At 61.8% G+C, this 12,692-nt stretch carries 10 protein-coding genes and 1 pseudogene; 4 read left to right on the top strand and 7 right to left on the bottom strand.

All coding sequences use genetic code 11. The annotated features are described in order from the left end of the window. On the top strand, positions 1-157 hold a 157-nt coding region (locus ARC78_RS16415), incomplete at its 5' end, for an integrase core domain-containing protein (RefSeq protein WP_145974349.1). Between the two features lie 37 nt (positions 158-194). Here the strand turns inward: ARC78_RS16415 and ARC78_RS16410 are convergent. The 4 genes and pseudogenes from ARC78_RS16410 to ARC78_RS13880 form a co-directional block, all read right to left on the bottom strand. Beyond that, positions 195-488, bottom strand: a pseudogene (locus tag ARC78_RS16410) (diacylglycerol kinase); the annotation flags it as partial. Positions 489-559: 71 nt separating this feature from the next. After that, positions 560-2,275, bottom strand: a complete 1,716-nt coding sequence (locus ARC78_RS13885) for a phosphoethanolamine transferase (protein WP_055765228.1) — start codon at positions 2,273-2,275, stop codon at positions 560-562. 556 nt (positions 2,276-2,831) lie between these two features. After that, positions 2,832-3,152 (bottom strand): hypothetical protein, encoded by a 321-nt coding sequence (locus tag ARC78_RS16795; protein WP_062167471.1) that lies wholly within the window; start codon positions 3,150-3,152, stop codon positions 2,832-2,834. Positions 3,153-3,460: 308 nt separating this feature from the next. Beyond that, positions 3,461-4,078, bottom strand: coding sequence for a cation efflux transmembrane domain-containing protein (locus ARC78_RS13880; RefSeq protein ID WP_014159605.1), 618 nt, complete (start codon positions 4,076-4,078; stop codon positions 3,461-3,463). Between the two features lie 105 nt (positions 4,079-4,183). Here ARC78_RS13880 and ARC78_RS13875 point away from each other — a divergent pair, with 105 nt between their 5' ends. From ARC78_RS13875 to ARC78_RS13865, 3 genes are read left to right on the top strand one after another with little or no spacing between them, the layout of a single operon-like run. Next, positions 4,184-4,597 carry a MerR family transcriptional regulator gene (locus ARC78_RS13875; protein WP_014159604.1) on the top strand — a complete coding sequence of 138 codons (414 nt, stop codon included), beginning with the start codon at positions 4,184-4,186 and terminating at the stop codon, positions 4,595-4,597. Beyond that, a complete protein-coding gene (locus tag ARC78_RS13870) occupies positions 4,594-5,865 on the top strand; it encodes a site-specific integrase (RefSeq protein WP_017355000.1) in 1,272 nt (423 codons plus the stop codon). The genes ARC78_RS13875 and ARC78_RS13870 overlap by 4 nt, the downstream gene beginning before the upstream one ends. A 23-nt stretch (positions 5,866-5,888) precedes the next feature. Then, the gene (locus ARC78_RS13865; RefSeq protein WP_054659359.1) at positions 5,889-8,882 is read left to right on the top strand and encodes a Tn3 family transposase; all 2,994 of its coding nucleotides are present in this window, start codon (positions 5,889-5,891) and stop codon (positions 8,880-8,882) included. 958 nt (positions 8,883-9,840) lie between these two features. Here ARC78_RS13865 and ARC78_RS13855 read toward each other — a convergent pair. The 3 genes from ARC78_RS13855 to ARC78_RS13845 are packed head-to-tail and all read right to left on the bottom strand — an operon-like array spanning position 9,841 to position 12,649. Then, entirely contained in the window at positions 9,841-10,581 is a 741-nt protein-coding gene (locus ARC78_RS13855) for a copper homeostasis protein CutC (RefSeq protein ID WP_054659356.1), read from the bottom strand. Continuing rightward, positions 10,578-11,585, bottom strand: a complete 1,008-nt coding sequence (locus ARC78_RS13850; RefSeq protein ID WP_057506505.1) for a glycosylasparaginase — start codon at positions 11,583-11,585, stop codon at positions 10,578-10,580. Before ARC78_RS13850 ends, ARC78_RS13855 begins: the two co-directional genes overlap by 4 nt. Then, on the bottom strand, positions 11,582-12,649 hold the full coding sequence (locus ARC78_RS13845; protein ID WP_096144981.1) for a glucokinase: 1,068 nt from the start codon (positions 12,647-12,649) through the stop codon (positions 11,582-11,584). Before ARC78_RS13845 ends, ARC78_RS13850 begins: the two co-directional genes overlap by 4 nt. Positions 12,650-12,692: the final 43 nt, after the last annotated feature.

Below are 12,692 nucleotides of genomic sequence, written 5' to 3'. Positions count from 1 at the left end.
AACGGTGCGCTACGAATGGCTCTCGCAGTACCATTGGACAGACCTTGATGAGGTCAGGCTGTGCGCCACCCAATGGATGTGGATGTACAACCATGAACGCCCAAACATGGCCTTGGGCGGCATCACCCCCAAGCAGCGGTTGGCCATGGCCGCATAGCTCTACTTCTCAGAACTCTGGTTAATGGGGGGATTACCGCACGACCAGCCAGCTCATGGATTTCTGGGCCATACCGTTCGATCACTGCCTCGATAGCGGAGTTCAGCAGCTCGAATGCCAAAACGAACAGTACGCTCCCCATGAGAAGCACTCGCTCTACCCCTGAGTTGCCGAAAAAGATAGCTGTAGGTAATGCCACCGCGGCCATAACAACTTCCAACCGAAACGACGATTCATGCAGCCAAGCTGATCTCAGTCCCTGGAGAGACCAGCGAAGCGCCTCAAAGACGCGCGCAATGCTCCGCGGACGATGACCGTACATATCTGCCACTTCGATGTTTCCTTCTTTTGGGCCCAAGAGACGCTCACGGGTCTTCCAACAGCGATACTCGCCGTGGTCGGCTATAGGCTGTGACCGGCGTTGCTGGTACAGCCTGAGAACAGATTTAGGCTCTCGTCTAGCACCGTCGTCCTAACCTGCATCAGGCCAAGCACAGAATGGAAGAGGTTGTCGTGGCTGGACGGCTGCTTTGATCGGTCCCGGACACATTGAAGGTCCAGGTTGTTGCTGCTCTTCATACCATCAGACATCCACATCACCATCGGCACCTTGATCTGAGTATCAGGGGCGATAGCGTAGGGGAGCCCGTGAAGATAGACGTTCGCCTCCCCTAATGACTCGCCGTGGTCGGAGACATAGATCAGCCCGGTATCGTGACTCTTGTCCTGTTCAAGCATGCGAATTGTCTTTGCAAGGAAGTCATCTGTCGCAAGGACCGCGTTGTCATACGCATTGACGATTTCACCGCGTGTGCACTTGCCCAAGTCTGCGTTTCGGCAGTCGGGAGTAAATTTCGTCAGATCTTCCGGGTATCGCTTGAAGTAGCTGGGTCCGTGGTTCCCCAGCTGATGTAGAACGACAACGACATCACCAGGGTTGTCCTCGATCGAGTCATGCAGACCTTGCAGCATAATCTCGTCACGGCATGCTTGGTCGTCGCACAGAACATCCTTGACCGGCACGCGATAGGATTCAAATGCCAGATCAGAGCAGACGCCCTTGCATCCAGTCTGGTTGTCACGCCATAGGGTCCTGACCCCGGCACGCTCCAAAACATGCAGAAGCGACTCCGAACCTTTGATCTTGTCTCGATCGTAGTCTCGCCTCCCGTACGCAGAGAACATACAGGGCACCGACACTTCGGTGTTTGACCCGCAGGCGGTCACGTCTGAGAAATTGACGACGTCCAACGCTGCCAACTGTGGCGTTGTCTGTCTGCCGTATCCATTCAAACCCCAGTTCTGCGCACGAACCGTCTCACCTACAACGATGACCAAGAAGTGGGGCTTCGCGCCTGGCGGATGAGGCGTCATCATGGCATCGGGGCCAACCACTTGGATCGGACCGCGCTCCGCACGGGTGTCTTCTCGCACAACCTTCGCAATGGAAGCGATGTAGTTTCCAGGGTTTGCAAGGTATCTGACTTGCTTGTGATTGCGTATGAGTGATGAGAGGTCGTCGAATGACGCAATTGCCGCGCCAACGATTACAACAACCGCCATGCCAAGTAGAAGCACTCTTGCAAGTATCGCCCGCGTCACATTGGAAGAACGTTGGAGCCTTACCATGCATACCGCGATAGCTGGCACGACGCCTTTAATTAGTACCGCAAGAAAGAAGCCCCAGGTCAGCAACTCTCCGGCTTCAGCGCCGTCGGTCTTCAGCACATTTCGTACCATGCTGGCGTCGAAGTAGACGCTGTAATTGTCTGAATAGTAGGCAGCAGTAGCGGACACGACGAGAAGCAATGCAAGAACCGGCTTCACCGTCCATCGAACGCATAGCAATCCGAGAATGAGCACATTCAAGGCAGTGAGGATCGCTCCCGTAGAGATAACAAGTAGCGCACGAGCTGCTCCGTCCGCACCACTCTTCGCAATTACTTCTGCGAAGAACGCGCTGTTGAGAAAGAACGTGAAGTACATCGCCACGATGATAATCAACGTGTTGACGCCCAGCTGCGGGCCGCAGATGGGCTTGCCAAGACGGCCCAGTGGATCTGAGCCTAGGCCCCCGCGCGAACTGCCTCGGTTGAATTCTGTTTTCACGTAATGCATTGGTGATTCCTTTTTATTGACCACCGCGCGCGCCCCTAGCGCACACGGCCGCCATTGCGCGTTCCTAGATGGAAAGCCATCCACACATATGCAACGCCTGACACCAGCGAAGGGGCCAGGACCGCGGTCCGCAGGTTTTGGGTCAGTGACAGCAGTGCAGCCGAGATCCACATGAAGAGACGCTTGTCTGGGTGCAGCTCCGCTCCCCGACGCGGGAACAGCGAGCTTCCGGTTGCCACCATTTGGGTGGCAACCAAGGCAAATCTCGGTTCGTCGACAGGCCCAAAATCGCGCACACCAAGAGATGCGCCGATGGCAAGCACGGAGGTTGCCATCAGTAGTGCCGCTCGATCGCGTGCAGTTCGGAGATTGGTAGATGTTGAGAAGGGCATTCAGGTCGCCTTCTTCAAGGCGGCGCAGTACTGGCCGGCGACTGCACGTGCAGCCACGCGTCGGCCGAGCGCACGGAGCGCCCAGCAACAAGATGTGTTCATGGAAAGACCTACACAAAGGTGATCGCAGAAGGACTGACAGGCGCGTTGCGCCTGTTATGCGATCAAAGCCTGGGAGGTCTAATCAGCGTGTCCGGGATGTGGGACGTCATGGGCTGTTCGTAGAACGTGTGCCCGCCTTCATTTCTTGCGGCTTCGGCACTGGTGAAACCGTTGGACGCCACAAAAGTGCTGCTGTGGTGGCAGTGACCGTGACCACAAGCGGCATGCGCCTTATCGGGGTGGCCATCGCCTGGCCCTGCCACTTCCTGGTGTGACTGCTCCTCAGAGAAGCAGACCGAAGCATCAACGACAGGCACGATGATCATCACTGCGAGCAGCAGTGCCAGAGCGTAGCGCTTGGCATGGATGACAATGGAAGGCACGTGTGGCTAGGACTGATACATTTGAGGCCGGAAAGATACCTTGGGTCCCGCTCATCAGCAAGCTGACGCTTATTCATCAATCTCGCGGGCTCGAGTGGCCTCTGCGAGTCAGGTGGCCAGGCAAAAGCTGGCGCGGGAAATTGACGGAATCCGGCATCCGAAGAACAGAAAGTTAACGTTTTGCCTGAGCTTCCGCACGGTCACGCAGATTGAGCTGCGACGGATTAGGTCGGGGGCCAGCTGCGCCACGTGACAGTGCCGGGTTCAAGCGCAGCCGCCAGAGTCCGAGCTCAGTCGGCCAAGCCTGGTCATGCAGCCGTCTTGCGCGCGTCGGCACCTGCCCGGCGGGCATCACCTAAAATCTCGAAGGCTTCCTTGATCACATACAGGCCGATCAGGGCGCCGATCACGAAATCCGGGTACGGGCTGGCCAGCCACCACACCAACAGACCGGCCAGGATCACCCCAACATTGGCGACCACATCGGCCCGCGTGAACAGCCACGTCGCTCGCAGATGCACTTCGCCGGACTTTAGCGGTGCCAGCATGCGCAGCACCGCCATATTGACCGCCAGCGACAGCAGGGCGGTGCCAATCATCCAGCCGCTGACCGGCTCGGCGCCGTACATCACCCGGCGGCCCACCTCAACCAACACGCCCACACCCAGCACAAGCAGCACGCTGCCGCTGACCCAAGCGGCATTGGCCTTGAAGCGCGCCGTGCGCCCGATAGCGACCAGGCCAATGGCATAGGCGGTGGCATCGGACAGCATGTCCAGAGCGTCGGCCAGCAGGCCAGTGGAATGGGCAATCCAGCCGGCGATGCCGCCGATCACGGCCATCGCCGCGTTCAACGCTAGGGCGATCCAGAGGACGCGCCGCTCCTGCGCATTCTTGGCCTCGTGGTGGCAGCCGCAATCACTCATCGGAACATCTCCAGTCGCAGGGAAGCCGGGCCCGGGCGGGTCGCTGGCATGACACAGCAGGTGAGTGTAAAGTCCGTAGCTACTACGGAGTCAAGCGTACTACGAATGAAAATCAGTGAGGCTGCCGACGCCAGTGGATGCCACCTGGAGACGATCCGCTATTACGAGCGGATCGGCCTGTTGCCGCGCCCGGGGCGCTCGGGCAATGGCTACCGGGTCTATGGCCCGGCCGACATCGAGCGGCTGCGCTTCATTGCGCGCGGCCGGGACCTAGGCTTCAGCCTGGAGGAGGTCCGCAGCCTGCTGCAGCTGGCCGGCGATGAGGAGCTTTCGTGCGGGGACGTGGACCGGCTGGCACGCAGCCATCTGACCGACGTGCGGGCGCGCATGGCCGACCTGGAGCGCATGGCCACCGAGTTGGAACGGGTGATTGCCAGTTGCCACGGTGGGCAGCGGGCTGAATGCACCATCCTGTCGACCCTGCGGCAGCCGGTCGCTGTGGAGGCCACGCGCCAGTGACCGAACTGGACCGCTACCTCGATGCAGCCACGCGCCAGAACACGGTGCGCAGCTATGCGTCGGCGCTGCGGCACTTCGAGGTTGAATGGCAAGGCCACCTCCCAGCGACACCGGACAGCGTGGCGCGGTACCTGGCCGCGTATGCGCAGACCCTAGCCGCCAGCACGCTTCGCCACCGGCTGGCCGCCATTGCCTCTTGGCACCGCGACCACGGCTTTGTCGACCCGACCCGGTCGCCGCTGGTGCGCAAGGTGCTCAAAGGCATCCAGACCCTGCACCCGGGCCAGGTCAAGCAAGCCGCGCCGCTGCAGATTCGGCGGCTGGTCGAGCTCGATGACTGGTTGGCTGCCGCGATCGCGGCGGCGCATGCCCGGGGCGACGGAGCGGCGGCGCTGCGCCATCAACGCGACCGAGCGTTGGTGCTGCTCGGATTCTGGCGGGGCTTCCGTGGCGATGAACTGCTGCGTCTGGACGTGGCCCATCTCACGCTGGTGCCGGGACAGGGGATGACCTGTTTCCTGCCGCGCAGCAAGGGCGACCGCCAGGCCGCCGGCGTCACCTACAAGGTGCCGGCGTTGTCGCGGTTGTGCCCGGTGGAGGCGACCCAGGTGTGGCTGCAGGCGGCCGACCTGCACGAAGGGCCGGTGTTTCGGGCGGTTAACCAATGGGGCCAGGTGAGCGCCGAGGGCCTGCATCCCAACAGCTTGGTGCGCCTGCTACGCGAGTTGCTGACCAGTGCCGGCTTTGCCGATGCGGGGCTCCACAGCAGCCATTCGTTGCGCCGCGGCTTTGCCAGCTGGGCCAACGACCAAGGCTGGGACATGAAGGCGCTGATGGAGTACGTGGGCTGGCGCGATGTGCAGTCGGCCATGCGCTATCTGGACGGGCGTGACCCCTTTGCCCGTGACCGCATTGAAGCAAGCCTGCCCAGTCCAACCGCGCCGGTACCGGCGATGGCACTGCCGGCGCCCGAGGGCAAACCGGCCTTGCAGCTGCGCCTGCGCATGGTGCTGACCCCGTTTGCCCGCACGGGCCGCGGCGCGGCCAAGGCCCGAGGCCGGATCGAAGAGATCTGCTTGGCCCCGTTCCAGGCTGTGCGCCTGAACACTGCCAGCAGCGAGTACCAGTTGACTGTTCCCACCGATCCCGACCGGGATCTGGATGAAATCCTGGCCACGTTGCTCGATGACATGCACCGCATGGCCGATACGCACCAGTGTTTCCTGGAAGCGTCTCTCAATACAGACGACGGCCGGCACTGGGATTGATCCCCTCATAACCTCCGGATCCAATGGCTACCCTTCACGAGACCGCCTACCCGCGACTGAAGCCTGATCCCACCGCCAAGGAACTGGAGGAGATCTATACCCCCACCGCCGCTGAGATTGCATTCGCCAAGCAGCTGACCACCCAGCCGGGACCGCAGCTGGCGGTACTGATTCATCTCAAGCTCTTCCAGCGCCTGGGTTACTTCACGGTGTTAGCCGAAGTGCCCGAGCGGATCCGGAAGCACATCGCCAAGGCCGCCCGACTCGGGCGCGTATTGGACACCGACCAGCTCGAACGTTACGACGCTTCCGGTAGCCAGCGCCGCCATATGCCGCAGCTTCGGCAGTTCATCGGGGTACATCCCCTGGACAAATCAGGCTTGGCCTGGCTGGACACGGTGGCCACCGGAGCAGCCCAGACCAAGCACACCATCCCGGACATCGTGAACGTCCTGCTCGAAGAGCTGGTGCACCACCGCTACGAACTGCCAGGCTTCCGCACCCTGGAGCTGGCCGCCATCAGCGCACGTGAGCGGGTCAATCTGGGCTACTACCGCAGCATCAGTCACGCGCTGACGCCTGCCACGCGCACGCTCATTGACGAATTGCTGCGCGCACCGGAAGGCTCCAGATTTACTGGCTGGCAATCGCTCAAGCGCGAGCCTGGCCGACCGACCAACAAGGAGGTCCGGTTCTATCTGCAGCACATCCGCATGCTGCAGCAGTTGGCCGAGCAGCTGCCTCCCATCGATGTGCCGGTGCCCAAGCTCAAGCAATTCCGTGCAATGGCTCGCGCCTATGACGCCAGCGAGTTAGCCGAACTGGCTCCGGACAAGCGCTATGCGTTGGCCACCATCTTCATTCGCGCCCAGCATGCCAAGACGCTGGATGACGCAGCCGAGCTGTTCATCAAGCAGGTGCGCGGGCTGGAGAACACGGCCCAGCAAAAGCTGCTGGCCTACCAGCTCGAACATGCCAAGCGGGCCGACTTCCTGATCGGCCAGCTCAAGGAAATCCTGCAGGCCTATCAGCTCGACGGCAGCGATAGTCAGCGCGTGGATGCCATCGATAACAGTCTGGAAGCGGAAGTGTCGACCTTGTTGGCCGAATGCGAAGAACATATGGCATACGCAGGAAAGAACTATCTGCCTTTCATGCTGCAACCCTACGGCGCGGTCAGGCCGCTGCTGTTCAATGGGCTGGAGCTGATGAACTTGCGGGCAACCAGCCACGATGCCGGCATGGAGCCGTTGATTGCAGCGGTGCTGTCGCTGCGCAACCAACGCCGTGAGCTGATCGAGGTCGCATCCCTCGGCCTGGACCCGGAAAAGGACTTCGATTGGATGTCCAAGCTCTGGCGTCAGCACGTGTTTGGCAAGCGGGCCAGCGCGGCAGGCGCCGGCTGGATGCACCGTAAGTACTTCGAGCTGGCCGTGCTGGTGCAGGTCAAGGACGAACTGAAGTCGGGAGATCTCTTCATCCCGAGCAGCGAACGATTTGACGACTACCGCGAGCAGCTGGTCGATGAAGCCACCTTGGCCCAGGAACTGGAAGCCTATGGCCAGGTGTCAGGCTTGCCCACCGACGCTGCGACTTTCGTGGCCGGGTTGCGCGCACAACTGACCGACTTGGCCGACGAAGTTGACGAGCGTTTCCCCGAGAATGTTCATGCGGACATTCTGGAAGGACGCCTGGTACTGCGGAAGGGGCAACGCGCCGAGGTCTCAAGCGCCATTGCCACCGTGGACCGCCTCATCGCCGAACGGCTCCCGGAGTCCAGCATCGTCGATGTCCTGATCGACGCCAGCCAATGGCTGGATCTGCACCGATTCTTCCGTCCGATCGCCGGCACCGAGAGCCAGGTTGAAGATCTCCCTCGACGGGTGATCACCACGCTGTTTTGCTATGGCTGCAACTTGGGTCCGACGCAGACGGCGCGGTCGATCAAGGGCTTCAGCCGTCGCCAGGTCGCTTGGCTCAACCTCAAATACGTGACCGAAGATGTCCTTGAGAAGGCCATCGTGGAGGTCATCAATACCTACAACAAATTTGACCTGCCGGGCTATTGGGGCAGCGGCAAGAGCGCGTCAGCAGATGGCACCAAGTGGAGCGTGTACGAGGACAACCTGCTGTCGGAGTACCACATCCGCTACGGCGGCTACGGCGGCATCGGCTACTACCATGTGTCCGACAAATACGTGGCGCTGTTCAGCCACTTCATTCCCTGTGGCGTGCACGAGGGCATCTACATCCTCGATGGCCTGCTGGCCAACACGTCCGACATCCAGCCCGAGATCGTCCATGGCGACACGCAGGCCCAAAGCTATCCGGTCTTCGGTTTGGCCCACATGCTGGGCATCCAGCTGATGCCCAGGATACGAAACATCAAGGATCTCACATTCTTCCGGCCTGAACCTGGCAGGACCTATAAGAACATCCAGGCACTGTTCGGAGACAGCATCGACTGGCAACTGATCGCCACCCATCTCCACGACATGCTGCGGGTAGTGATCTCGATCCGATTGGGGAAGATCACCGCGTCCTCGATCCTGCGCCGGCTGGGCACCTACAGCCGGAAGAACAAGCTGTACTTCGCCTTCCGGGAACTTGGCAAGGCCGTCCGAACGCTGTTCTTGCTGCGCTACATCGATGACAACGAGATTCGGAAAACGATCCATGCTGCGACCAACAAGAGCGAGGAGTACAACGGCTTCGTAAAATGGGTGTTCTTTGGCAGCCAGGGGATCATTGCTGAGAACGTCCAACACGAGCAGCGCAAGATCATCAAGTACAGCCAGCTGGTCGCTAACATGATCATCCTCCACAACGTAGAAGGCATGAGCCGGACCTTGGCTGAGATGCGGAAGGAGGGAGTTGAACTGACGCCCGAGATCCTGGCCGGACTGTCGCCGTTTCGGACCAGCCACATCAACCGCTTCGGCGACTACCATCTCGACCTTGATAGGGAAGTGGCGCCGCTGAGCTATACAGCGAAAGTCCTTGAACAGGCCCCATAGACGGGGAGATGCGCTATCGGGACAAGGCAATTATCATTGCGTTTCAATCGCTTAGGTGGTTTTTGGCCCTGTACGTAACGATTCCCTGCCGACCCTCAGGAAGTCCCCGGCACTGGTCCGCCAGGGCACCATGGTAGACACCTCCGCGGAGAACGGACGCCGGGCCGGCTCGAAGGATGTGGGCGCCTCGATCCCGGCGCCAGCCAGGGAAAGAGACATCGCCCCGTCCGAGAGCGTCTCGGGCGGAAGTTTGAGTGCCAGCTCCGCCGCCACCTGCGCGCAAGCTCTGGCATGGTCGGGCGAGAGCTTGAGAAACCGGGTCGGTCGCGTCGTAGCGTTTCTAGATCTGCCAGCGTCTGAAGTGCGCCAGGTGCAGGGTGGCCGGTATTGCTCCATAAGTGCGTGTGGAACGACCCAGCGGCTGCCGCCCATGGCCGCCAGCGGACGAGGGAGGATTACAACAGCGGCGAGTGAGGGCGCTGGCGCCGAGCAGCTCGCAGGTGGTGCAAGCCTGACACAGTCGCGCTCACGGGCTGCCCATGCGAGGTAGGTGTCGAGAAAGGCTGCTGCGCCACGGCACCCTCAATAACGGCCGGCGTGTCGATGAGTGTATTCCCGCATCGGCAGGTCATATGGCGACCTTATGAAGCTGGAAGACCAAGCGGTCTCCGAGGATCTTCGCCGCCATCTCCTGCAGCAGGCTGAAGCCATGATTCCGGATACCGCACTGTGGCGGGAGTGGGAGAACGAACTTGGCTGATTCAATGCTTGCGGTACCCACTTAAGTGCGGATCACCCCCGCGGTACCCATTGGAGGGCGCGCTTTGTACCCTAGATCTACAGAGTCAGTACCCACAAGAGTGCGCTGAACAGCCGGCATGGTAGGTGAGACTGGATCCAGCGGCAGACCCATCGGAGACGGCTAATTAGCCATTTCGCATAATGTATATTATGTCAATCAGATCGAGGCCCGATCCAGTGCGCGCCGCAGCTCGGCAATCGTGCCTGCATCGGATTGAACCCAGTCGTTTTCCAGGCCGATCAATGCGGGGTTCTGGTGTCGCATCATCGAATGTCGAACGGATTTGGCTGAGGCGTGCAACTCGCGACAGCCTGAGCGTCGGGCCACATCCCCGATGTTGCCGGCGTTCAAACCGGCACCAGCCATCAACGTGATGTCGGATCCGGCCTTTGCCACCAGCGATGCCAGCACCGGGCTGCCGTCGACGGCGCTGGTGCAGCCGCCCGAGCTGAGTATCCGGTGCGCGCCCAGGGCGATGACCTGATCCAGCGCGTTCGACAAATCACCGGTGGCATCAAAGGCACGATGGAACGTAATGCCCAACGGGCCGGCGGCGGCAACCATCTGGCGACAGAGCGCCATGTCGATTTCAGCATCCGCCGTCAGTGCGCCAATGACCACGCCATCACAGCCCCGTTGCCGGCACTGTTCGATATCGCGCAGCATGATCTCCGCCTCAAGCTCGCTGTAAAGGAAATCGCCCGGCCGCGGACGGATCAGCACAAACAGCGGAATCCGCAGCCGGTCACGCGCAACCGCGATGGTGCCCATCGATGGCGTGGTTCCCCCATGTTCGAGGTTCTCGAACAGCTCGACCCGGTCAGCGCCACCTTCCTGCGCGGCCACGGCCGACGTGGCCGAATTGCAGGCGATTTCAAGCAGGTAGCGGGTGCTCACACCTGCGTGCTCGTGTAGACCGAAGGCGAATCCAGCAGCGCGTCCTGCTTTTTGCTGTCACAGATCGCGTAAACGAAGCCACGGTGCAATGCATACGCGCCAATCTCCCCACTGCGATTCATCGCCAGGAAGCAGACCTGCAGCGTGCGGCTGGCTTCCGGGCGTTTGCGCACCACCCGCTGGATCGCCTCCTGGCAGGCTTCGGCGGGCGAATGCCCCTGGCGCATGAGTTCGACCACCAGAAACGAAGCCGCATTGCGGATCATTTCCTCGCCTACGCCCGAAGCGGTCGCCGCGCCGACGTCGTTGTCGACATACAGACCGGCGCCAATGATCGGACTGTCCCCCACCCGGCCGTGCATTTTCCACGCCATGCCGCTGGTGGTGCAGGCCCCGGCCATCTGGCCGCTTTCATCGATGGCCAGCATGCCGATCGTGTCGTGGTTGTCTTTGTCGCCGGGACGCCCTCGCCGCTCGGCATTGATCTGCGGCGCGTAGTTCTCGGTCTTGAGCCAGTCGCGCCACGCTTTCTCGGCTTCCGGCGTCAGCAGCTTCTGCCGTTCGAATCCCTGCTGCACGGCGAACTGCTGGGCCCCCTCGCCCACCAGCATCACGTGCGGGGTCTTTTCCATCACCCGCCGTGCTACCGAGATCGGATGCAGGATGTCGGTCAATGCCGCCACCGAACCGCAACGGCCGTCGCCGGCCATGATGCTCGCATCCAGCGACAAGACCCCGTCGCGATCGGGATTGCCGCACCGGCCCACCGTCGGATTGCACAAGTCACTCTCGGCCCAGCGCGCCCCGGCTTCCACCGCATCCAGCGCGCTGCCGCCCGCGGCAAGCACTTTCCAGGCGGCCTGATTGGCACCCACGCCGAAGTCCCAGGTGGACACCACGCGCGCGCCGCGCGCGTCCACCGGTGAGGCCAGCAACCTCGGCGCGGCGCCACCAAGGGCGCCCAGCAGCGCGGAGGTCTGCAAGAATTGCCGACGTGTCCTCATTCACCGTGCTCCGTGGCTGACCGGCGAGCAGCTGCGGGGAGGGCGTTTTCGGCATGCCATGCCAAGGCACCCAGCACCCCCAGTTCGCCGTGTTCGATACGCCACACCGGGACCTGCCGCAGTGCCGGCGAGAGCCCGCCCTTGGACAGGAACCGTTGCTGGAAGCCATCATCATGCAGTTCGGCAGCCAAGTGCCCGGTAATGCCCCCCGTCAGATAGACCGATCGTGCGCCGAATGTCAGCGCCAGATCACCGGCCAGGCTGCCCAGCCACGCGGCGAACATCTGCGTGCTTTCCAGCGCGAGGGTATCGGTTTCGGCCCGCGCCGCCTGGATGATCTGCGCCGGTGTCTGCCATTGGGCCGGTACCGCGCGCAGCTCGCACAGGCAGGTGTACAACGCCACCAGCCCCGGCCCGGACAATATCCGTTCGTTGTCGACGTGCGCATGCTGTTGCGAGAGCAGTCGCAACACGTCCTGCTCCAAGGGGGTGCCGGCGGAAAGAGCCGCGTGCCCCGCCTCGCTGGAAAGCACGCCATCAGCCAGCCGCAGCGCCACTCCCAGTCCCGTTCCCGGCCCCAGCACCAGGGCCGGCAGGCGCATTTCCAGCGCACCCTCCCCATAGATCCGCTGCATGGCGGCGGCATCGGCATACGGCAGCGCCTGGGCCACGGCGACAAAGTCGTTGATCAGCGCCAGCTGCTCCAGCCCCGCGTCATGACGGGTCCGCGACAGCGACACCGGCCAGGCCAGGTTCGTGTTGAGCAGGTCATCGCCATCGAGCACGCCAGCAATGGCGACCACCGCAGACTGGATCGCCGGCGCCAGATTCTCCGTGTGCAGCCAGTGGACATAATCGCGCAGGATCGCGGCCAGGCTGGGATGCTCGGCGCAGGTGTATTTGCGGAACCCGTTCACCTGGATGGGTTCGCCCGGCCGCAGCGTCGCCCAGCCCAGCCGCGCATAGGTGCCGCCGACGTCTGCCCCGATGATCGCGGTCGAAGTCGTCAAATTGCCGCATTCATCGAAACGGGTACCGGCATTGTCCGCCACTGGATCGCTCATCCCTGCTTCTGCCTGTGCTGCATGTTTCTTTGACGCCTGTGTC

The organism is Stenotrophomonas pictorum JCM 9942 (genome assembly GCF_001431585.1).
Classification (GTDB): domain Bacteria; phylum Pseudomonadota; class Gammaproteobacteria; order Xanthomonadales; family Xanthomonadaceae; genus Stenotrophomonas; species Stenotrophomonas pictorum.
This window is presented reverse-complemented; position numbering and strand designations above follow the sequence as displayed.